This window comes from Actinomadura sp. WAC 06369 (genome assembly GCF_003947565.1).
GTDB classification, from domain to species: domain Bacteria; phylum Actinomycetota; class Actinomycetes; order Streptosporangiales; family Streptosporangiaceae; genus Spirillospora; species Spirillospora rifamycini.
Genome location: NZ_QHJN01000040.1, coordinates 1 through 21380, shown reverse-complemented (window position 1 = coordinate 21380; position 21380 = coordinate 1). Strand labels below are relative to the sequence as shown.

At 76.1% G+C, this 21380-nt stretch carries 20 protein-coding genes and 1 riboswitch; of the genes, 12 read left to right on the top strand and 8 right to left on the bottom strand.

What is annotated here, in order from left to right:
- The first annotated feature begins 166 nt into the window (after positions 1 to 166).
- Positions 167 to 294, top strand: a riboswitch (cyclic di-AMP (ydaO/yuaA leader).
- 12 nt (positions 295 to 306) lie between these two features.
- Entirely contained in the window at positions 307 to 1098 is a 792-nt protein-coding gene (locus DMH08_RS13660) for a CHAP domain-containing protein (protein ID WP_125614297.1), read from the top strand.
- A gap of 143 nt (positions 1099 to 1241) precedes the next feature.
- Positions 1242 to 1946 (top strand): FadR/GntR family transcriptional regulator, encoded by a 705-nt coding sequence (locus tag DMH08_RS13655; RefSeq protein ID WP_034519243.1) that lies wholly within the window; start codon positions 1242 to 1244, stop codon positions 1944 to 1946.
- A gap of 54 nt (positions 1947 to 2000) precedes the next feature.
- Here DMH08_RS13655 and DMH08_RS13650 read toward each other — a convergent pair whose 3' ends face one another.
- Both DMH08_RS13650 and DMH08_RS13645 read right to left on the bottom strand, forming a co-directional pair.
- Complete coding sequence (locus tag DMH08_RS13650) at positions 2001 to 3392, bottom strand: GntP family permease (RefSeq protein WP_125614294.1); 1392 nt, start codon at positions 3390 to 3392, stop codon at positions 2001 to 2003.
- A 148-nt stretch (positions 3393 to 3540) separates the two neighbouring features.
- The gene (locus tag DMH08_RS13645) at positions 3541 to 5337 is read right to left on the bottom strand and encodes an ABC transporter permease (RefSeq protein WP_125614292.1); all 1797 of its coding nucleotides are present in this window, start codon (positions 5335 to 5337) and stop codon (positions 3541 to 3543) included.
- A 169-nt stretch (positions 5338 to 5506) separates the two neighbouring features.
- Here DMH08_RS13645 and DMH08_RS41595 point away from each other — a divergent pair, with 169 nt between their 5' ends.
- The 4 genes from DMH08_RS41595 to DMH08_RS13625 all read left to right on the top strand — a co-directional run bounded on the left by DMH08_RS41595 (position 5507) and on the right by DMH08_RS13625 (position 7633).
- The gene (locus DMH08_RS41595; RefSeq protein ID WP_233617573.1) at positions 5507 to 6388 is read left to right on the top strand and encodes an oxygenase MpaB family protein; all 882 of its coding nucleotides are present in this window, start codon (positions 5507 to 5509) and stop codon (positions 6386 to 6388) included.
- Positions 6385 to 7065: a TetR/AcrR family transcriptional regulator gene (locus DMH08_RS13635; protein ID WP_125614286.1), complete on the top strand. Its 681-nt coding sequence runs from the start codon at positions 6385 to 6387 to the stop codon at positions 7063 to 7065. The genes DMH08_RS41595 and DMH08_RS13635 overlap by 4 nt, the downstream gene beginning before the upstream one ends.
- 98 nt (positions 7066 to 7163) lie before the next feature.
- A complete protein-coding gene (locus DMH08_RS13630; RefSeq protein ID WP_125614283.1) occupies positions 7164 to 7367 on the top strand; it encodes a hypothetical protein in 204 nt (67 codons plus the stop codon).
- A 71-nt stretch (positions 7368 to 7438) separates the two neighbouring features.
- Complete coding sequence (locus tag DMH08_RS13625) at positions 7439 to 7633, top strand: CsbD family protein (RefSeq protein WP_026403764.1); 195 nt, start codon at positions 7439 to 7441, stop codon at positions 7631 to 7633.
- A 55-nt stretch (positions 7634 to 7688) separates the two neighbouring features.
- Here DMH08_RS13625 and DMH08_RS13620 read toward each other — a convergent pair whose 3' ends face one another.
- Complete coding sequence (locus tag DMH08_RS13620; protein ID WP_267898542.1) at positions 7689 to 11297, bottom strand: indolepyruvate ferredoxin oxidoreductase family protein; 3609 nt, start codon at positions 11295 to 11297, stop codon at positions 7689 to 7691.
- Positions 11298 to 11327: 30 nt separating this feature from the next.
- On the opposite strand from DMH08_RS13620, the gene DMH08_RS13615 reads away from it, so the two are divergent.
- From DMH08_RS13615 to DMH08_RS13600, 4 genes are all read left to right on the top strand, one after another.
- Complete coding sequence (locus DMH08_RS13615; protein ID WP_034519246.1) at positions 11328 to 11828, top strand: Lrp/AsnC family transcriptional regulator; 501 nt, start codon at positions 11328 to 11330, stop codon at positions 11826 to 11828.
- 111 nt (positions 11829 to 11939) lie between these two features.
- Positions 11940 to 13007, top strand: coding sequence for a hypothetical protein (locus DMH08_RS13610; RefSeq protein ID WP_125614277.1), 1068 nt, complete (start codon positions 11940 to 11942; stop codon positions 13005 to 13007).
- Between the two features lie 110 nt (positions 13008 to 13117).
- Entirely contained in the window at positions 13118 to 13486 is a 369-nt protein-coding gene (locus DMH08_RS13605; protein ID WP_125614275.1) for a nuclear transport factor 2 family protein, read from the top strand.
- Positions 13487 to 13571: 85 nt separating this feature from the next.
- Positions 13572 to 13919, top strand: a complete 348-nt coding sequence (locus tag DMH08_RS13600; RefSeq protein WP_125614272.1) for a DUF1330 domain-containing protein — start codon at positions 13572 to 13574, stop codon at positions 13917 to 13919.
- Positions 13920 to 13952: 33 nt separating this feature from the next.
- On the opposite strand, the gene DMH08_RS13595 is transcribed toward DMH08_RS13600, so the two are convergent.
- The 5 genes from DMH08_RS13595 to DMH08_RS40085 all read right to left on the bottom strand — a co-directional run bounded on the left by DMH08_RS13595 (position 13953) and on the right by DMH08_RS40085 (position 19309).
- On the bottom strand, positions 13953 to 14303 hold the full coding sequence (locus DMH08_RS13595) for an anti-sigma factor (protein ID WP_233617572.1): 351 nt from the start codon (positions 14301 to 14303) through the stop codon (positions 13953 to 13955).
- A 12-nt stretch (positions 14304 to 14315) separates the two neighbouring features.
- Positions 14316 to 17063 carry a helix-turn-helix transcriptional regulator gene (locus DMH08_RS13590; RefSeq protein ID WP_233617571.1) on the bottom strand — a complete coding sequence of 916 codons (2748 nt, stop codon included), beginning with the start codon at positions 17061 to 17063 and terminating at the stop codon, positions 14316 to 14318.
- Between the two features lie 74 nt (positions 17064 to 17137).
- Complete coding sequence (locus DMH08_RS13585; RefSeq protein ID WP_125614269.1) at positions 17138 to 17506, bottom strand: hypothetical protein; 369 nt, start codon at positions 17504 to 17506, stop codon at positions 17138 to 17140.
- A gap of 91 nt (positions 17507 to 17597) precedes the next feature.
- Positions 17598 to 18647 (bottom strand): hypothetical protein, encoded by a 1050-nt coding sequence (locus tag DMH08_RS13580; RefSeq protein ID WP_125614266.1) that lies wholly within the window; start codon positions 18645 to 18647, stop codon positions 17598 to 17600.
- Positions 18644 to 19309, bottom strand: coding sequence for a hypothetical protein (locus DMH08_RS40085; protein ID WP_158642299.1), 666 nt, complete (start codon positions 19307 to 19309; stop codon positions 18644 to 18646). The genes DMH08_RS13580 and DMH08_RS40085 overlap by 4 nt, the downstream gene beginning before the upstream one ends.
- Before the next feature lie 280 nt (positions 19310 to 19589).
- On the opposite strand from DMH08_RS40085, the gene DMH08_RS13570 reads away from it, so the two are divergent.
- The gene (locus tag DMH08_RS13570; RefSeq protein WP_026403774.1) at positions 19590 to 19928 is read left to right on the top strand and encodes a YciI family protein; all 339 of its coding nucleotides are present in this window, start codon (positions 19590 to 19592) and stop codon (positions 19926 to 19928) included.
- The gene (locus tag DMH08_RS13565) at positions 19928 to 21163 is read left to right on the top strand and encodes an RNA polymerase sigma factor (RefSeq protein WP_125614349.1); all 1236 of its coding nucleotides are present in this window, start codon (positions 19928 to 19930) and stop codon (positions 21161 to 21163) included. The genes DMH08_RS13570 and DMH08_RS13565 overlap by 1 nt, the downstream gene beginning before the upstream one ends.
- The last annotated feature ends 217 nt before the right edge of the window (positions 21164 to 21380 follow it).

The following is a 21380-nucleotide window of genomic DNA, read 5'->3' as shown; positions in this document are numbered from 1 at the left end:
GGCCGTGCCAGGGATGCGGCCGTCGTCGCGGAGCGGATCACGCACGCGACGCGCGCCAGGAACGCGCGCCCTCCGGGAGCGGTCGCTCACCGGAGCCCGAGAGCAGTCGCTCAGCGAAATCCGACAATCCAGCGCCGCATCGCGGCGCGCAGGCCGAGTCCGCACGAGGCCCTGAGGGCCGAGCGGAGCCGGGGACCCGAGTACCAGGGGTGAATCGGCGCGTCCCGAGCGCGCCGTAGGGCTCTTCCATGCCCGAATCCGTCAGCTAACCCGGTAGGCGCCATGGGAGACAAGGAGATTCCCTGCATGACCGGTCGTTTCGATCGACTTAGCGAGTCCGTGAAGCGCTTCAACCCGCAGGCCGCCGTGAAGCGGCTGAGCCCGGAGGAGCGGGCCGTCGGCGTCGCCGTCGGCGCGGTGCTGGCCGGGACCGTCGGGCTGACGGCCTTCCACCCCCTCGGCGGGGCCGACGCGGCCACCGAGGCGCACGGCGCGGCCGGCGGCGGTACCGTCGCGGCGGCGCAGAACTCCGGGAAGACGGAGGCGTCGGGCGCGATGACCGCGGCCGAGGCGAAGGCCGAGGGCTGGAAGGTCCCGCCGCGCGCCGTCGCGGCGTCCGAGGTGATCGACCTGGCCAAGGAGCAGGTCGGCATCGAGGAGGAGGGGCCCGGCGACATGACCAAGTTCCACGACTGGTACGTCTCGACGCCGCACGCCGAGGCGACCGCGGCCCGCGACGGCGGCTTCTCGGTCGACGCCTACAAGGGCGCCCAGTGGTGCGACATGTTCGTGTCCTGGCTCGGCTCGCAGACCGGCGTCAAGAACATGGGCTGGGACGCCTACACCGTCCAGCACGCGAGCTGGTTCAAGGACCAGGACCGCTGGGGCCAGGAGGCCAAGCCCGGCGCGGTCGTCTTCTACGACTGGGGCGCGGGTTCGGGCGGCTCCATCGGCGCCATCGACCACGTCGGCATCGTCGAGAAGGACAACGGCGACGGCACCATCGACACCATCGAGGGCAACGTCGACAACTCCGTCCAGGAGAAGACCCGCGACAAGGGCCAGGTCGTCGGCTACGGCTACCCCGACTACGCCTGATCCCCTTACGCGCCTGATCCAACACGCGCCCGATCCAACGCGCGTCCCGAAGGCGCCCGGCATCCCCGCCGGGCGCCTTCGGCGTCTCCGGACGGGCGCCCGGGCGCCGGGCCGCCGGACCGCCCGCGGGTACCCTGGCGGGCATGCCGACCCTGCACGAGGAGGTCCTCGCCAAGCTCGGACCGCTGATCGTCTCGGGGGCGCTGGAGCCGGGGGCGAAGGTCAACCTGGAGTGGGTGCAGCAGGAGTTCGGCGTCTCCCGGACGGTCGCCCGGGAGGCCGTGCAGGTGCTCGCGTCGATGCGGCTGGTCGCCAGCCGCCGCCGGACCGGCGTCACGGTGCTGCCGGCGGACGAGTGGGACTCCTACGACCGCGCCGTGATCAGGTGGCGGCTCGGCGGGCCGGACCGGGACGTCCACCTGCACCAGCTCTCGGAGCTGCGCACCGCGATCGAGCCGCCCGCCGCCGCGCTGGCCGCCCGGCACGCGGACGTCCGGCAGCGCGGCCGGATCACCGAGCTGGGGGCGGCGCTGGAGACGGCGGGCGCGGCCGGCGACCTGGCCGCGTTCCTCGAGCACGACATCGCCTACCACCGGCTGCTGCTGGAGGCATCGGGAAACGTGATGTTCGCCGGCCTCGCGCACGTCGTGGAGGAGGTGCTGCGGGGCCGCACGCTGCACCGGCTGATGCCGCCGCGGCCCAAGCCGGAGGCGCTCCGCCTCCACCTGGTGGTGGCCGAGGCCGTCGCGGGCCGCGAGTCCGAGGTCGCGCGGGCCGCGATGACGGCGATCTGCGTCGAGGTCGCCGACGAGATGGGCCGGCTGGGCGGGAACGGCGCCCGCTCCTGACCGGGCGCCGTCCTGACCGGGCGCCGTCCTGACCGGCGCCCGGCCCCGCCGGGGCTAGACGACCAGCCAGAGGACCGCGGCGATCGCGAACACCGACAGGCCGAGCGTCGTCTCCAGGACGGTCCAGGTCTTGAGCGTGGTCTTCTCGTCCATCCCGAACAGGCGGCTGACCAGCCAGAAGCCCGAGTCGTTCACGTGCGACAGGACGGTGGCGCCCGCCGCGATGGCGGCCACGAGCAGGACCAGCTTGACGTCGCCGAGATCGGCGTCGGCGACCGCGCCCGCGATCAGCCCGCCGGTCGTGGTCAGCGCGACGGTCGCCGAGCCCTGCGCGACGCGCAGCAGCGCCGCGATGACGAACGCCTGCAGGATCAGCGAGATGCCGAGGTCGGACAGGCTCTCGCTCAGCGCGTCGCCGATGCCGCTGAGCTCCAGCACCCCGCCGAACATGCCGCCCGCGCCGGTGATCAGGATGATGGCGCACACCGGCCCGAGCGCCCGGTCGACGATCCCGCTGACGGTGGCCATCGACGCGTTGGGGCGGCCGAGCAGCAGGATCGCCGCGAGCACCGTGATCAGCAGGGCCACCGGGGTGATGCCGAGCAGGCTCAGGTAGCCGACCCACGCCTGGTCCCCGTCGAGGACGTCGGTGTCGACCAGTGTCGTGAGCACCGTGTTGAAGGAGATCAGCACCAGCGGGATGAGCAGCAGGGCGAGGACCGTGCCGAAGGACGGCGCCCGCCATCCGGCCCCCTCGGCCTTGTCGCCGTCCCGCACCTCGCCGAAGATGATGTCCGGCACCGGTACGTGCACCCTGGCGCCGAGGAAGCGGGACACCAGCATCACGCCGACGTACCACGCGGTCACCGCGATGGGGATGCCGATGAGCAGCGTGAGCCCGACGTTGGCGCCGATCAGGTTCGCCGCCGCGACGGGACCCGGATGGGGCGGGACGACCGCGTGCATCGCGGCGAACGCGCCCGCCGCGGGCAGCGCGTAGTACAGCACGGACCCGCCGAAGCGCCGCGCCACGGTGAGGATGATCGGGACGAAGACGACGAGCCCGGCGTCGAAGAAGATCGGGAACCCGAACAGCAGCGACGCGACGCCCAGCGCGAGCGGGGCGCGCTTCTCGCCGAACCGGCCGATGAGCGTGTCGGCGAGCGTCTGCGCGCCGCCGGTGACCTCCAGCAGCCGGCCGAGCATGACGCCGAACGCCACCAGCAGGGCGACGCCGCCGATCGTGTCGGCGAACCCGTACATCAGCACGTCCGGGATGTCGCCGGGCTCGAACCCGACGGCGACGGCCGTCAGCACGCTCACCAGCACCAGGGCCACGAAGGCGTGCAGCTTCACCTTCATGATCAGGAAGAGCAGCACCGCCACGGCGCCCGCCGCGATCAGCAGCAGCGTGACGGTGCCGTACTGCGGCTCGATCGCTTCCACGGCGCCTCCGTCCGTCCGGCCCGTCGGTCATCGGGTGCGTACGCTCACGATGCCGCAAAGGTATGACCTTTACAAGGCTCTGGTCCGCCCCGCGTTCGGGCCGGGCTACCGGCCCTTTTACCCACGAAAGCGCGAGGGATCGCCGCGTTCAGCCCGCTTCCGGGGCGAGGGTCCGGGCGACGGACCGGCGGGCCGCGAGGCGGGCGGGGACGGCGGTGAGCGCCGCCGTCACGGGCAGGGCGGCGAGCGCGGCGGCGAGCAGCAGCCACGCGGGCGGCCACACCGTGTTCCCCGCGCTGAACGGCAGGCACAGGGCGAGGCCCAGGGGGATGCCCGCGAGGGCGCCGGGCAGCGTCGGCAGCAGTTGCGCGGCGGACAGCCCGGCGGTGACCTGCGCGGGGGTGGCGCCGAAGGCGCGCGCGACGGCCATCGTCGGCCGGGCGTCCTGCGCCGTCGTCCAGGTGACCGCGACGGTGTTGACGGCGGCGAGGACGATCAGCGCGAGGGTGACGGCCAGGATGACGTGGCGCTCCTGGGCGTCCCGCAGCGCGGTCGCCATCGCCGAGCCCGGGTAGCCCTTCGTCGGCTGGGCGTAGATCACCAGCAGGCCGATGACCGTGGTCATCGTGCAGGCGGTGTTGCAGGCGTGCAGGAAGGCGCGGCCGGGGCGGCGGGCGACCAGCCGCAGCCCGAGCAGCAGCGGGGTCGGCAGCAGCGCCGACACCCGCGTCAGGCGGGCCCGGTGCGCGGGCGGGCGGGGGCCGTCGGCGAGGGCGGCGGCGGTGCCGGCGCGCAGCGCCCGCACGGTCGGGCCGAGCGTGGTCAGCGCGGCCACCGCCAGGGCGAGGACGGTCGTGACCGCCGCGGTGTCCGCGGACGGCCCGACCGCGGTGGTGATCAGGCTGCCGCTGGGGTTCACCACGGCGCGCCCGGCCAGCCGCGCGGCGAGCAGGCCGAGGACGTTCGCGACGAGCGCCAGGGCGAGGTACTCGGCGAACAGGACGGCGGCGACGAGGCCGGGCGTGCCGCCGACCGCCTTGAGCAGCCCGACCCGGCGGGTCTGCCGCACGGCGCGTCCCGCGGCGAGCGTGGCGACGCCGCCGACGGCGAGGAAGGCGAGCAGCCAGCTCCCGACGGCCAGGATCGGCTTGCTGCCCCGCAGGATGACCTCGTCCTGCTCGGCGATCATCTGCCAGGGCGTGAAGTTCACCCAGGTGTCCGCGAACGCCGGGGCGAGCGCGGGGTCGTCCCGGGTCAGCTTCGCGGCCGCGCCGGGATCCTTCAGCTTCAGGTAGGTGAAGGAGGTGACCGGGACGTCGCCGGACGACGCCAGCGCGCGGGTGTCCGGCTCGGCCAGCCAGACCAGGCCGCCGCCGTCGCTCGGCCCGCCGTTCGGGCCGATCCCCGGCGCCCACGGGTAGACCGAGCGGGCCGCGGTCACCGCGATGCCGACGACGGGCAGCGTGCGCCCGGCGACCGTGACGTCGTCGCCGACGCGGACGTCCAGCGCGGCGGCGAAACCGCGTTCGAGCACGGCCCCGCCGGGCCGGACCCAGCCGCCCGAGGTCACCAGCGGGCGGTCGACCGGGCCCGGCGCCTCCGCGACGGCCTGCACCACCGCCGCGCCCGTGGCGCCGCCCGCCGTGAGCGACGTGTGGTACTGGCGGTGCGGGCCGCTGTGCGCGACGACCCCGGGCGCGTCCGCCAGGGACTCCAGCGCCCGGACGGTCTCCGGGTCGGTGCCGGGCGAGTACGCGGCGACGTCCGGTCCGGCCGTGGCGGCCCGGGTGTGCTCGTAGAGCCGCTCGGTCGCGCCCTGCATCGACATGCCGAGGCTCAGCATCGCGGTGGCGGCGGTGATCGAGACGACCAGGACGGCGGCCTGGGCGGGATGCCGGCGCACGTCGGCCAGGACGAGGCGGAAGACGAGCAGGAAGCGGCCCACGGCGTTCGATCTCCTATGCCTAACGGTTAGCCAATTGATAGCGGTCCGCCGAGACGGGTGTCAAAGCCGGAGGTTCCGTCCGGGCATTGGCCGCGCGGGGCCGATGTGAGATGGTGAGACGAAGTGAGTATGAACGTCTCACACGTCCGAGCGTCTCCCGGAGGCCGCCATGACCGACCTGGACGTCCGTCCCATCACCGCCGGCGCCATCCCCGGCCCCGACTCCCTCACCTGGCGGTACGCGGGCGACTGGCGCGGGGCGCTGACCGGCCGCGCCACGCTGCTGCTCCAGGTGGCCCACCCGGTCGTCGGGGCGGGCGTCGGGCAGCACTCCGGGTTCCTGGAGGACCGGTGGGGACGGCTCGCGCGCACCCTCGAGTCCACGTTCGACTTCCTCGGCTACCGCGGCGAGCGGCGGGGACGGCGGGAGGCGGCGCGGCTCCGCGAGGTGCACAAGGACATCAAGGGAGTGGATGACCGGGGGCGCCGCTACCACGCGCTCAACCCGGAGGCGTACCTGTGGGTGCACGCCACGCTCTTCCACGGCATGGTGCAGACCCAGCGCCTCTTCGGCCGGGGCGTCCCGGCGGCGCGGGAGGAAGCCCTGTTCGGCGAGTGGCGCGACCTGGCGCTCGCCCTCGGCATCACCGAGCGCCACCTCCCGGCCGGCCCGGCCGCCTTCCGGGAGTACTTCGACGCCATGGTCGAGGACCGCCTGGAGTGCAACGACACCGTCCGGCTGCTCATCGACCTCGACCGGACGCCGCTCCCGCCCCCCGCCGCGCTGGCCGCTTCCGGACCCGGCCTGGTCCGGGCTCGCGCTGCCGACGGCCGCCGTGCTGCGCCGGGTCGGCACCGGCGCCCTGCCGCCGGTCCTGCGCGAGCGGTTCGGGCTGCCCTGGTCGGCCGCCGACGAGCGCCGGTTCCGCGCCTTCGCCGCCGCCCTGCGGACCGCCGACCGCGGGATGGTCGGGCCGCTGCGCTACTCGCCGATCGCCTCCCGCGCCCTGCTGCGCGCCCGCCTGCGCCGGTAGGCTCGTCGGCGGGATGAGCCACCAGGACGATCCGAACCCCGCCGCTGCGAGCCCCGCCGAAGCCGACCCCGCCGACCCCGCCGGTGACGCGGTGCTGCGCGGGCTGCTCGCCGAGCCGTCCGGGACGGCGTCCGGGCCCCAGGCGGACCGGATCCTGGACGCCGCGCTCGACCTGTTCACCGCCTTCGGGCCGCGCCGCACCACGATGGACGACGTCGCGCGCACGTCCGGGCTCGGCCGCGCCACCGTCTACCGGCGCTTCCCCGGCAAGAACGAGCTGGTCACCGGGGTCCTGCTGCGCGAGGCGCGGCGCTTCTTCGACGAGCTCGACCGGTCCGTCGCCGCCTTCGACACCCTGGAGGAACGCCTCGTCGAGGGGTTCGTCACCACGCTGCGGATCAGCCGCGAGCAGCGGCTGCTGAACCGCCTGATGGTGCTGGAGCCGGACGTCCTGCTCCCGCACGCCACCGGACGGGCGGGGCCGCTGCTGGCCGCCGCCCGCGGCTACCTCGCCCGCCGCCTGCGCGCCGCCCAGCGGCAGGGCGACGCGGGCGACTTCGACCCGGAGGTCGTCGCGGAGATCCTGGTCCGGCTCACGCAGTCGCTGCTGCTGACCCCGGCCGGGCTCATCCCCCTCGACGACGAGGGCGCGCGCGCTTTCGCCCGCCGCTACCTCGTCCCCGTCCTGCGCTGAGCCCGCGCCCGTCCCGGCGGCGGGACGTGAGCACCGCCACGCATGGAACGCCCGGTATCGGGGACATTGTCGCCCGTACGGCGTGGAGGGAGACGAACGTGGCACTGCTGGACGGCCTGCGGCGAAGGATGGCGAAACGGTCCGGGGCGGGGTCCCGCGCGGAGCGCAGGGTGCCGACCTTCCGGGAGATGGACGCGCGGATGCGGACCGAGCGCGCGGAGGCCCGGCTCATGGCGACCGAAGCCAGGATCCACCACGAGGCGGAGCTGTTCCGCCGCGGCGGGCGGCGCCGCACCGGCTGACGGCCGGCCGCGGACGGCCCCGACCGTCCACCCGTACCGGCCGACGACGGACCCCCGGAGAGGACAGTCCCATGGGCATGCTCGACAAGCTCAAGAACCGGACCCAGCGCGCCAAGGGCCGCGCGAAGGAGAACGCGGGACGCGGGTCGCGCGACCCCTACCTGGAGGCGGAGGGCCGCAAGGACCGCACCGCGGGCGGCGCCAAGCAGGTCGCCGAGAAGGCGAAGGACGCGGTCCGCGAGGTCGGCCGCACCACCCGCCGCTGACCGCGCCCGCGCACACCGACGCCCCCGCCGCGCGGCGGGGGCGTCGGCGCGCCGGTCAGCGGGCGACCGGGGAGCGTTCCGTGCGCCACGCCGCCAGCAGCTCGCGGAGGCGCTCCTCGTAGCGGGCGATGTTCGCCGTCTTGACGTCCTCGTAGCCGCGGACCATGTCGGGCAGCTCCGCGATCTCGGCGGCGAGGTCGCGCCGCTCCGGGGACGCGCCGTCGCGGAGGCCCGCGACCAGCTCGTTGACGACGGCCACGTAGCCGGTGACGAGGCGGCGCTCCGCGCGGCGCTGCGCGGCGGCGCCGAACGGGTCGAGCGGGGTGCCGCGCAGCCGCCGCATCGCGCGCAGCGCGCGGAACGCCGGGCGCGCCGACCGGCCGAGCGCGATCTTCCGGTCCAGCCCCACCGCCCGCAGCAGCGGCGGGTGCAGCATGTACCGGACCTCGGCGCCCGCGCCGAACCGCTCCTCGACCCGCCGGGCCAGCTCCGGGTCGAGGTGCAGGCGCGCCACCTCGTACTCGTCCTTGTAGGCCATCAGCTTGTACAGGTTCCGCGCGACGGCGACCGCGAGCCGCTGCCCGTCCGCGCCGGAGGCCCGCTCGGCGGCGGCGACGCGCAGCACGGCGGCCAGGTACCGCTCGGCGAGCGCGAGGTCCTGGTAGGCGGCGAGGTCCGGCACCCGGATCCGCAGGACGCGGGCCAGCTCGCCGTCCGCCCCGGACGCGTCGACCAGGCGCTCGGCGGCGGGCGCGGTGCGGTCCAGCGGGCGCCGCACCGGCGCGGGGGACGGCGCCGCGGGCTCGTCCGCCCAGCCCGGTTCGAGGACGAGCCGCCGCCCCGCGCGGAACGCCTGCACGTTCGCGTCCACCTGGACGCCGTTGAGCGCGAGCGCCCGCTCGATCGCGTCCGCCGACAGCGGCAGCAGTCCCGCCTGGTAGGCGGCGCCGACCACGACGAAGTTCGCGGTGGTCGTCGCGCCGAACCAGCGCTCGGCGAGCGCGAGCGCGTCGAACGCGACCAGGCGGCCGGCGTCCGTGCGGTCCGCGATCCGCCGGACGAGCGCGGCGCTCGGCGGCAGCGCCGCCGACGTGTCGGTGATCATCCGGCCGGTCGGGACCTCGCTGGTCGACACGACCGCGGCGGTGCGGTCCGGCGCGCAGCGGCGCAGGTTCGCGTCGGACGTCCCGGCCAGCGCGTCGAACACCAGGTAGGCGTCCGCGCCGCCCGCGCCGACCATGCCGGGGCGGTCGCGCCCGCCGTCCCCGATCCGCAGGTGCGACACGACCGCGCCGGCCTTCTGGCTGAGCCCGGTCTGGTCGAGCGCGCGGGCGTGCCGCCCGTCGAGCAGCGCGGCCGTCGCGAGGACCTGGTTGACGGTCACGACGCCGGTCCCGCCGATGCCGACCAGCAGGACGTCCGCCGCCGCGGGGCGCGACTCCGGCTCGGCGAGCGCCCCGATCTCCGGCAGCCGGGGCCGCGCGGCCTTAGCCTCGCCCGGGACGACCGTCAGGAACGACGGGCAGTCCCCGTCGACGCACGAGTAGTCCTTGTTGCAGGACGTCTGGTCGATCTGCGTCTTGCGCCCGAACTCGGTCTCGACGGGCGCGACGCTCAGGCAGTTCGACTTCACGCCGCAGTCGCCGCAGCCCTCGCAGACCGACTCGTTGATCAGCACGCGGGTCCGCGGGTCGGGCACGAGGCCCCGCTTGCGCTTGCGCCGCGTCTCCGCCGCGCACGCCTGGTCGTACAGCAGCACGGTCACGCCGGGCGTCGCGCGCAGCTCGCGCTGGACGGCGTCCAGGTCGTCGCGGTGCCGGACGCGGACGCCCGGCGCCCAGTCCGTCCCGCGCGGGTACCGGGACGGGTCGTCCGCCACCACGACGATCTTCGCGACGCCCTCGGCGTGCAGCATCCGGGTGATCGCCGCCGGGTCGGCGCCGCCGTCGGCGTCCTGCCCGCCGGTCATCGCCACGGCCGCGTTGTAGAGGATCTTGTAGGTGATGTTCGTGCCCGCCGCGACCGCCTGCCGGATCGCGAGGCCGCCCGAGTGGAAGAACGTCCCGTCGCCGAGGTTCTGGAACAGGTGCTCGGTGTCGCTGAACGGCGCCGCGCCGACCCACATCGCGCCCTCGCCGCCCATCTGCGTCGTCCCGATGCTGCGGTCGGTGAACACCGTCATCACGTGGCAGCCGATGCCGCTCGCGGCGATCGACCCGTCCGGGACGACCGTCGACCGGTTGTGCGGGCAGCCCGAGCAGAAGTACGGCGTCCGCGCGGCCCCGAGCAGGGTGATCGCGGGCTTGCCGGGCCGCAGCACGGGGTCGCGCAGGTCGACGTGCTCCGCGCCGATCCGGTCGGCGAGGTACCGGGCCAGCGCCTTGACGATCCGGTCCGCGTCGAGCCCGCCGTCGACCGGGACGAGCGTCCCGTCCGGCCCGGACCCGGGGACGCGCGGCGCCGACTCGCCGTACGCGGTCGGCCCGCGCTTGCCGTACACGGCGGGGCGGTCCGCCGCGTCGTACAGGACGTCCCGGATCTGCGTCTCGATGAACGCCCGCTTCTCCTCCACCACGACGATCTCGCGGAGCCCCCGCGCGAACTCCCGCACCCGGTCGGCGTCCAGCGGGTGGACCAGGGCGAGCCGCAGCAGCCGGACGCCGCGCCGCTCCAGCGCCGCGTCGTCCAGCCCGAGCCGGTCGAGGGCCTCCCGCAGCTCCAGGTAGGTGCGTCCGGCGGCCACCAGCCCGATCGCCGCGTCGCCGGTCGCGCCCTCGATCCGGTCGAGGCCGTTCGCCGCGGCGTACGCGGTCGCGGCCCGCAGCCGCCCCTCCAGCACCTCCGGCTCCAGGGCGACGGTGTCCTTCAGGTCGACGCCGGGCCGCCGCGTCGGCCGCCACGGGCGCCCCCGCCACGCGAACTCGGGCAGCACCGGGTCGGGCAGCGGCGCGACGTCCACCACCTCGTGCGAGTCGGCGACGTCCGTGACGACCTTGAAGCCCGTCCAGGCGCCGCTGAACCGCGACATCTCGAACCCGTGCCGGCCGAGCCGCAGCACGTCCCCGACCGACGCCGGGACGAGCACCGGCATGAACGCCTCGGCGAGCGCGCCCTCCGTCGCCGACGGCAGCGTGGACGACTTGCACGACGGGTCGTCGCCCACCACCGCGAGCACCCCGCCGCGCGCGGACGTCCCGAGCCAGTTCGCGTGCTTGAAGGCGTCCAGCGACCGGTCCACGCCCGGCGCCTTGCCGTACCAGAGGCCGAAGACGCCCTCGTAGCGCGGGCCGGGCAGGTGCTCGGCGAGCTGCGAGCCGTAGACGGCCGTCGCCGCCAGCTCCTCGTTCACGCCGGGCACGAACCGGATGCCGTCCGCCTCCAGCAGCGCCGCGTCCCGCACGAGCTGCTGGTCGAGCCCGCCGAGCGGCGAGCCGCGGTACCCGGAGACGAACCCCGCGGTCGTCCAGCCGCGCCGGGCGTCCGCGCGGCGCTGGTCGAGCAGCAGCCGGACGAGCGCGTGGACCCCGCCGATCGCGATCCGGCCCCGGTCGAGTTCCAGCCGGTCGCGGAGCGGGGAAGCGATGGTGTTCATGCCTGCATTAGCGCTCTGCGGTGAGCGTATTGCAATATGGCTGGACGATAGTTGAGCAGATTGCTCAAACATGGGCCGGACGAACCGTGGAGGCTGAGCGCTGTGACCCGTACCACCCTCCTCGACCTGCAGATCCTGCGGCGGCTCGTCGAGCAGCCGCGGATCGGGGTCACCGAGCTGGCCGCGAAGCTCGGCATCGCCCGCAACACCGCGCACGCCCGCGTCGAGCGCCTCGAACGGGAGGGCGTCATCGGGCACCGCGGCCGGGAGGTCGACCTCGGCGCGCTCGGCTTCGAGCTGACCGCGTTCGTCACCCTGGAGGTCGCGCAGGGGCGGCTGCGCGAGGCGGCGGCGGGGCTGGCGGCGATCCCGCGCGTCCTGGAGGTCCTCGGCATCACCGGCCAGGGCGACCTGCTGGTGCGCGCGGTCGCCCCGAACGGCAAGCAGCTCCACGAGGTGATCGACGCGATCCTCGCCTGCCCGGGCGTCCGGCGCAGCACCACCTCGATCGTCCTCACCGACCAGGTCCCGTTCCGCGTCGGCCCCCTGCTGGAGGACGAGGAGAAGCGGGCCCGCGCCGCGGACCGGAAGCCGCGCGCGTAGCGGCCGCCGCGCGCGTAGCGGCCGCCGCGCCGACCGGTACCGGCCGGGCGGCGCGGCCGAATTTCCCAGTAAACACTGGCATCTTTTTGGCGGGCGCCGCATGATGGCCGCATGAGAGCACTCCCCGTCCGGCTCGCCGTCGCCGCCGCCGCAGTCGTCGCCCTGACCCCCGCCGCCGCCGTCCACGCGGAGCCCGCACCGGCCGCGCTGCGCGACGTCCCGCTTCCGTTCCTGTGGCCCCGGGCGGGGGTGACCGGCGTCGCCGCCGTCTCCGACACCGAGGCGTGGATCTCCGGCCGGCAGGGGCGGACGGGCGACGGCACCGGCAATCCGGTGGTGCGCCGCCGCGCGGGCGCGCAGTGGAAGGAGTACCCGCTCGAAGGCTGGTCCGGGAGCGGCGCCGTCTGGCAGGTCGTCGCGCACGGCGGCGAGGTCTGGGCCTGGGGCGTCCAGGACGACGAGGACCTCTACCTCGCGCGGTTCGACGGCACCGCGTTCCGGCCGGTCGCCCCGCCGCCCGGCGTCGCCTACGCCCACGGCACCCGCATGTGGGCGGGACCGGCCGGGGTGTGGATCCAGGTCGACGTCTCCGGCGGCCCGGACGGCGGGCAGCTCGTCCCCGCGCTGTTCCGCCGCGTCGGCGGCGCCTGGGCGGCCGACCCCGTCGCCCGCCCGCTGCAGGACGGGCTGTCGGACGTCCAGGCCCGCGGCGCCACCGAGGCGTGGGGAGGCGGCTGCCGCTACGACGCCGCCGCCGGACGGCCCGAACCGGTCGTCCTGCGCTGGGACGGCGCCGCCTGGACCGCGCTGCCCCCGCTCCCCGCCGACCGGTGCGTCGAGAGCGTCGCGCCCGCCGCCGGCGGCACGGTGTGGGCGCTCACCTGGGACGCCCTGTACCGCTGGGACGGCGCGGCGTGGACCGCGGCCCCCGCCGCCGACGCCTTCGACGGTTACGGCGAGAAGGTGCGGCTGGACGGCGACGGCAACCCCCTCGTGGTCCTCTCCCGCGCGAGCATCTACGGCCCCGCGCCGCTCCTGCGCTACGCGGGCGGCACCTGGCAGACGTTCACCACCCCGGTCGAGACGTGGGTGGACGACGTCTCCGTCGCGCCGAGCGGACGGATCTGGGCGACGGGAAGCACGGTCATCAACTCGCCGCTGGTGCTCACCGCGCCATGAGAGGCGCCCCGCCCGCCGCGCGAAAGTACCTAAGCACGTCAGATTCCCCGCACGCCCCGCCTCCCTAGCGTGGTCATCACCAAGAGAGAGCACGCCCCAGGGAGAAGCACATGAGCGACATCACCGAGCTGGTCGAGCGCTACCTCGCCGCGTGGAACGAGACCGACGCCGCCGCGCGGCGCGCGATCCTGGCGGAGGTCTTCGCCGACGACGCCGTCTACACCGACCCGCTGGCGTCCGTCGAGGGCCCGGACGGGCTCGACGCCACCATCGCGGCCGTCCAGGCGCAGTTCGGCGGGCTGGTCTTCAGCCTCGGCGGCGCGGTGGACGCCCACCACGACATCGCCCGGTTCACCTGGCACCTGGGCCCCGCGGGCGGCGAGCCCGTCGTCATCGGCTTCGACGTCGCGGTGCTCGGCGCCGACGGGCGGATCCGCCAGGTGCTCGGCTTCCTCGACCGGGTCCCGGCCGGAGCCTGACCGCCCCCGGGGCGGGCCGCGCCGCGGCCCGCCCCGCCCCGCCCCGCCGCCCGCAGCATCCGCCCGCACCATCCGAGGAGCAACCGTGACCGCCTACGTCATCGCCCACCTGCAGGACGCCCCTCCGCACCCGGACATCGCCGACTACATCGAGCGCCTGCCCGGCACGTTCGCGCCGTACGGCGGCCGCTACCTCGTGCACATGACCGCCCACCGGGTGCTGGAGGGCGGCTGGCCCGGAGCCGTCGTGATGATCGGCTTCCCCGGGGCCGCCGAAGCGCGGGCCTGGTGGGACTCGCCCGCGTACCGGGCGATCGCGCCGCTGCGCTCGCGGCACATCGAGGGCGACATCGTCCTGGTCGAGGGCGTCCCCGACGGCTACGACCCGGCCCCCGCCGTGCGGGCCATGCGGGACGCGCTCGCCGCCGGATAGCCCGCGGGCCACCGCTCGTCCCGCCGGGACTCCTCAGGCGTCGTAGTTGAACCCGAACGCGCGCACACCGGTCTCGGTGCGGGGCCGGTGGCTCGTCCCCGGACCGAACGCGACGTAGGTGCCCGGCCCGTGGACCAGGTCCCCCTCGATGAGTTCGCCGCGCACGACGAAGTACGCCTCGCCGTAGGTCTCGTGCACGTCGAGCCCCGGCCATTCCGCGCCCGGGTCCAGGTCGATCACCCACGTCCGGACGCCCGGCATGCCCGGGAGCGTCCGGGCGCGGACGCCGGGTCCGAGCTCGACCGCCGGGACCTCGTCGACGTCCACGGGAAGCACCTGTCCGGGAAGCACCTGCGGGGGGAGCGCCTGCTCGGGAGCCGTCACCGGGGCAGCCTCTCACAGCCCGAGCCGGTCGGCGACGTCCCTCAGCTCGCCCCGGGAGGCGACGCCGAGTTTGGGATACGCCTTGTAGAGGTGGTAGCCGACCGTCCGGTGGCTGAGGAACAGCCGCGCCGCGATGTCGCGGTTGGACAGGCCCCGCGCGGCGAGCCGCGCGATCTGGAGCTCCTGCGGGGTGAGGCCGGCGGCCGCCCCGCCGGCCCGCGCGCCCCGGTCCGGGACGCCGGTCGCGGTGAGCTCGCCGCGGGCGCGGTCGGCCCACGGGCGCATGCCGAGCCGGTCGAAGACGTCCAGCGCGTCCTGCAGCCGCCCGCGCGCCTCGGCCTTGCGCCGGGCCCGGCGCAGCCACTCGCCGTACAGCAGCGCGGTCCGGGCGTACTCCAGCGCGCGGTCGTCCCGGTCGTGCAGCCGCAGGGCCCCGGTGTAGCACTCCTCGGCCCGGTCGTCGGCGGCCAGCAGCCCGCGGCAGCGCAGCACCAGCGCGTCCGCCCACGGCAGCCCGACCGCCCCGGCCCACCGCTCGAAGCGCTCCAGCGGCTCCGCGGCGCGCTCCGGCGCCCCCACCCGGACGGCCGACTCCACCAGGTCGGGGATGGAGCGGGTCGCGCAGATGTGGTGGCGCATCGGCTCGCGGGCCAGCCGCTCGAAGCGGGCGAGCGCCGCCTCGGCGCGGCCGAGCCCGAGGTCCAGCAGCCCGAGCGACCAGTGCGCCCACGGCGCTCCGGGCGAGACGCCGCCGACGGCCGCGCCGGCGAGCCCGTCTTCGGCGTTCCGGCGGCAGTCCGCCTCCCGCCCCCGCACCGCGTCGAGGTAGGCGAGCACGCTCGCGAACTGGCCGACCCACTGCCGCTGCCCGGTGGCGCGGGCGAGCCCCAGGGCCTCGGACGCCGTGGCGAGCGCGTCCAGATGCCGCCCGGTGAACACCTCGCCCTCCGCCACGAAGAACAGCACGGTCGGCAGCCGCCCGGCGCCGCCCCGGGCGCGCTGCCCGTCGGCGAGCTCGGCCGCCAGCGCGTGCGCGTCGGCGTCCTGCCCCAGCGCGAGCGCGGCACCGCACAGGATCATCAGCGCCTGGTCGGGGACGCCGCCGCGCCGCCGCACCTCGGCGACGGTGCCGCCCAGGCCCGGCGGCGGGCCGGCGCGGTCCCGGCCGAGGCGGGCGAGGAAGGGGCCGATCGGCGCGAACGGGCTCGCGCCGTCGTCCGGCAGCGCGGTCAGCCGGTCCAGCGTCGCCGCGAGCGCCCGCTCGCCCAGGTACCAGGACGGGTGGACGGCCTGGACCAGCAGGGCGGCGGCCCGGTCCGGGTCGGTGTCGCGGACGAGCGCGGCGCCGTCCAGCAGCGTCCGGTGGGCGGCGGCGTAGGAGCCCTGCCAGAAGTCCGCGTGCGCCCGCACCGCGGCGATCCGCGCGTGCCCGGCCGGGTCCCGGCCGGCCTGCCGCCGGGACGCGCGCGTCCCGAGGGCCTTGGCACGTTCCAGGTCGCCCGCCTCCAGGGCCGCCTCCGCCGCCAGGACCTCGCGCCGCGCGCGGTCTCCGGGCCCGGCGCTCAGCCGCGCGGCCTGCTCGTACGCGGCGGCCGCCGCCTGGTGGCCGCTGCGCTCCCGCGCGCGGACGGCGGTGCGTTCGAGCGCCGCGGCGACCCCGTCGTCGGCTCCGGTCGCGGCGGCCGCCAGGTGCCAGGCCCGGCGGTCGGCGTGCTCGGGCGCGTCGAGGGCGGCGGCGAGCGCGCGGTGCACGGCGAGCCGCTGCGCGAGCGGCGCACGCTGGTAGACGGCGGCGCGGACCAGCGGATGGCGGAAGCGGAGCACGCCCTCGGCGCCCCCGCGCAGCACCAGCCCGGCCCGCTCGGCCGGGGCCAGGTCCTCGACGGCCGCGCCCAGCGCGGCGGCGGCGCGCAGGATCACCGCAACCTCGCCGGACTCCTCGGCCGCCGCCGCCAGCAGCACCCGCTGGCACGCCTCCGGCATCCGGCCGACCTGCCCGTGGAAGGCCAGCCGCAGGCGGTCGGTCAGCGGGAGCGCGCGCGGCGCGAACGCCCCGCCGCCCTCGGCGGCCAGGGCCACCGGCAGCTCCAGCAGCGCCAGCGGGTTCCCGCCCGCCTCCGCCAGCAGGCGGTACCGCAGGTCGGGAGCCAGCGGCGCCCGGTCGAGCAGCGCGGCGGCCGCCGCCGGGGCCAGCCCGGCCAGCCGCAGCTCCGGAAGGCCCGCCGCCGGGAAGTCGCCCTCGCCGTCCCGGACGGCGAAGAGCATGACGACGCCCTCGGCCTGCAGGCGCCGCGCGGCGAACAGCAGCGCGTCCCGCGAGGCCCGGTCGAGCCACTGCGCGTCGTCGACCAGGCACAGCGCCCCGTCCGCGCCCGCGTGGTCGGTGAGCAGCGACAGCACCGCGAGCCCCACCAGCATCGGGTCGGCGCCGCCGCCCGCGCCGAGCCCGCACGCCGCCTCCAGGGCCGCGCGCTGCGGGGCGGGCAGCGCGGCGCGGCGGCCCAGCGCCGGACGCAGCAGCAGCTGGAGGCCCGAGTACGGCAGTTCCGCCTCGAACTCGACGCCCGCGCCGCGGAGCGTCCGCAGGTCCCCGGCCGCCGCGGCGGCGTGGTCGAGGAGCGCCGTCTTGCCGATGCCCGGTTCCCCGCGCAGCACCAGCACCGCGCTCTCGCCGCGGCGCGCCCCGGCGAGCAGGTCCGCGACCGACGCGGCCTCCGGCTCTCTGCCGCACAGTTCGACCGGCCCCGCCATGATGCGCATCGCCCCCTTGTGTCCCCTCTAGAGATACAGGCTTCGCCTGACCTCCGCGGGCGGCGGGCGACCGCGACGGCCGGTCACGGCACGGTGTCGCAGGTCTCGCCGGGCCAGCCGGAGATCGTGTAGCTCAAGCAGACCTCGTCCCCGCTGACCAGCGGCACGGTGGGCCGGTACTCGCCGCGCAGGTACGTGGGGCCGCTCTCGTAGTACACGCTCCCGGGCGCGTACGCGTCGTTGACGGTGAACGTCAGGACGCCGGTCGGCTGCGGCTGGAAGCGGAACGCATAGAAGTAGCCCCCCGGCTCGCCGGTGATGCCCGCGCACACCGGCGCTTCCGGAATGCACACCGGGAACCCGGCGGGAGCGGACGCCAGCGCGGGGGAGGCGGTCAAGGCCGCGGCGGCACCGGCGGCGGCGAGGGTGAGGACACGGATCAGGGAGCGCATGGCCTCACCATCCATGAACATCCCGACCGGTGAAACGGCCGTGTCCGAAGGCGGACACGGCCGGCGGCGCGGCACCCGCGCCCTTCGCCGATCAGTACTCGGGCCTCGGCAGGTCGAGTTTCGCCAGCAGCTCCGCCAGGCCCCGCGTGCGCTCCGCGTCGCGGCCGTCCTCGACGAAGGTGTAGAGCGTGAGCACCAGCCTGCGGGCGCGCTCGTACCGTTCGTCGCTCCATTCCTTCAGACGGTCCAGACCCGCGTGCACGGGTTCGAACGTGGCCGGGAACAGGAACAGGCCGATGTCGGCGAGCGCGGGTGCGCTGACCTCTTTCTGGTACTGGGCGGACTCGAACGGCTCCCGGATCACCGAGCCCTCGCTCACCCCGCTCTGCTCGACCTGGTCGTACACGATGTCCATCCACGGTTCGCTCGCCAGCAGCTCGCCGAACCTGACCGCGACCCACGGGTGCAGCCCCGCGTCGCCGCCTCCTGCCGGATGGGACGCGCGGTGCGCGTACGACAGCGCCGTGCTCGCACGCTCCTTCTTGCCCTGCCCGATGAGGACGTGCGCCTCGAGATGGCCGGCGAAGGCCGCCAGTGTGCCGTCGGACATCTTCCGCGTGTAGCGGAGCGGTTCGAGGGCGGCCTCCGGCTCCCCGCCCTGGACGAGGAGGGCGCCGAGCAGCAGGCCCGCGACGTCTCCGGCGGCCGTGCCCTTGCGGGCCTCGAAGGTGCGCCCGAAGCCGTCCCGCGCGGCGTCCGGGTCACCGGTGAGCCAGGCCGCGAGGCCCGGGAGGAGCCGCCCGTCCGGGTCCGCCGAGGCGCCCGACCGGAAGTCCGGGGTGAGCAGCACCGCGGCCAGCGGCCCCAGCCACGGGTCCTCGCCCGAGGCCGCCTGCTCCAGCCGCGCCCGGTGCGGGCCGTCGAGCCCGTCCTCGCCGATCCCGATGCCCGCCAGCGCCATCGCCGCGTGCCCGGACGCGCTCGTCCGTCCCGCGTCGGCGGCCGCGGCCAGCAGCTCCCGCGCCCGCCCGGCGTCGCCCGCCCGGAACGCCGCCAGCCCGCGCCCGACCTCGTCCGGCACCGGGCTCGGCGGGTCGGGAGGCAGCGGGAGGGCCCGTCCGCTGGAGTCGAGCAGCGTCATGGCGTCACCTTTCTCGGGAGCGTTTCCGCGCAACCCTGCCAGCCGCCCCCGACAGGCATCCCCGCCCGCGCGCCGATCCGGGCATGATGGGCATCGTGGAACATCGCGGACGTGGCCGGTTCACCCTGGTCGCCGCCGAAGACGACCACGTCCTCGGCGTGTGCGCCGCGGTGGACGGCCTCTTCGGCGAGCCCGAGCGCGGGACGTACGAGCTGCTCGGCTGGGTCCCGGACGGCGCCGGAGTCCACGGGTGGGTCGGCGACCGGGTCTGGCTCGTCCCCGACGGCGGCGACGCCTGGCTGCTGGAGGACGCCCGCGCCCCCGGGCTCCACCCGGCGTCGGGCAGCCTCGTGCTGACCGGCCTGGACGACGACGAAGGCCCGCCCGAGGGGCACCGGGGCCGCGTCCGGGTGCACGACGAGCGCCGGTGGCTGGGCTCCTGCCGGGAGTTCGCCCGCGTCCTGCCGCCCGAGCGGGAGCGGCCCGCGCTCGTCCTGCGCGGCCTCGCCCCCGGAGACCGGCTGCGGGCGGCCCTGGCGAAGGGCACCCGCCGCGCGCTGAACCTCGACGAGACCGTCCTGGAGATACGGGACGACCGGGGCGAACCCCTCACCGACCGGACGCTCTGGGTCGAGGTCCGCGCCTGGCGCCCGTCCGCGCACGGCACGGACCTGATCGACCTGGAGCTCGACGGGGTGTACTTCCCGCCCGTCCCCGAGCACGTCCGACCGGTCTGGGAGCGCTGGTTCGCCGGGCCGCCGGACGTCCCGAACGCCTGGACGGGCCTCGGCACCCGGCTCCGCAAGGCGGGCCTGACCCCGGCGACGCCGGGGAAAACGGCCGGCGGCGGTGTCGGATCGGGGGAGGGCCCGTTCGTCTTGGGGGTGAGGAGCGCTTCCCGGCGAAAGACGTCGGGCGGCCGTTCCGGGGAAGGAGACACACGTGAAGTACGTGCTGATGTTCGTCGAGACCGAGGAGTTCGCCCGCGAGCTGGAGGCGATGGGCGAGGACGAGCGGCAGGCGGCGTTCGAGGCGGTGGGGCGCTGGTTCACCGAGCACGCGGCCGTGATCACCCACCACGCGCACCTGCGGCCCGCCGAGACCGCCACCACGATGCGGCTGGCGGGCGGGGACGCGATCGTCACCGACGGGCCGTTCGTGGAAGGCAAGGAGGTCGTGTCCGGGTACGCCGAGATCGAGGTCGCCGACCTGGACGCGGCGATGGCGGTGGCCCGCTCGTGGCCGGCGTGCCCGCTCGTCGAGATCCGCCCGATCACCTGATGGCGTCCGCCCACCCGGACCCGCGGGTGCACGCCGAGCTGGCCCGCACCGTGCGCGAGCACGCGGGCCGGCTCACCGCGTGCCTGGTGCGGGTGCTGGACGACTTCGCCGCCGCCGAGGACGTCGTCCAGGACGCGGTCGAGACCGCGCTGCGGCGCTGGCCGGTCGACGGGATCCCCGAGCATCCGGACGCCTGGCTGCTCACCACCGCGCGCCGCCGCGGCATCGACGTGCTGCGCCGCCGCGCCGTCCAGCGCGACAAGCTGGCGCGGCTGCGGTGGCCGGTGCCGTCCGAACCCGACGACCGGCTCAAGCTGCTGTTCACCTGCTGCCACCCCGCGCTGCCGCCGGCCGCGCGGATCGCGCTCACCCTGCGGGCCGTGTGCGGGCTCACCACCGCGCAGATCGCCGCCGCGCTCCTGGCCTCGGAACCGGCGGTCTCCCGGCGCATCACCCGTGCCAAACGCAAGATCGCCGACGCGCGCATCCCCTACCGCGTCCCCGCCGGCGACGACCTTCCCGACCGGCTGCGCGAGGTCCTGACCGTCATCTACCTGCTGTTCAACGAGGGGTACCTGGCCAGCACGGGCGGACGGACGCACGCGCCCGACCTGGCGGCCGACGCCGAATGGCTCGCCGCGCAGCTCGCGTGGCTGATGCCGCGGCAGCCCGAGGTCCTCGGCCTGCTCGCCCTCATCCGCCTGCACCGGGCCCGCGCCGCCGCCCGCTTCGACGGCGGCGGCGACCTGGTGCCGCTGCGCGACCAGGACCGCGCCCGCTGGGACCGCGACGCCATCGCCGAGGGGGTCCGGCTGCTCGAACGCGCCGCGGCGCTCCGCGGCCCCGGCCCGTACCAGGTGCAGGCCGCGATCGTCGCCTGCCACGCCGAAGCACCTGCCTGGGACGACACCGACTGGCCGCAGATCGTCGTGCTGTACGACATGCTGCTGGCGATGGCGCCGTCCCCCGTGCACCGGCTCCAGCGCGCCATCGCCCTGCACCACCACCCCGGTTCCCGCGGCGGCGCCCGCAACGCCCTGGCCGACCTGGACGCCCTCCCGGAGAACGACCGCGCGACCCTGGAGCGCTACCCGCCGTACCACGCCACCCGGGCCGAACTGCTGCGCGCCCTCGGCCGTCCCGCCGAGGCCCGCGCCGCCGACGGGAGGGCCCTGCGGCTCACCGCCAACCCCGCCCAGCGGGCGCTCATAGAAGGACGCCTCACCCTCGGCTGACCGCCCCGCGTGCCGTGCCGCGGGCTGTACTCTTAGGAGAACGGCAGTGTTTATTAGCGGTCGGACCGGCGCGCGGCCGGGCCCCTGCGGCGCTTCGGTCCCCGGGGGAGCCCGGACGGCCGGGTCCGGTCGGTGGCCGGCGCGGCGGGAGGGCGGGCGGAGTGTCCAACGCGAAGACGGAGCCGCTGCAGGCGGGCGACCCGAAGCGGGTCGGCAC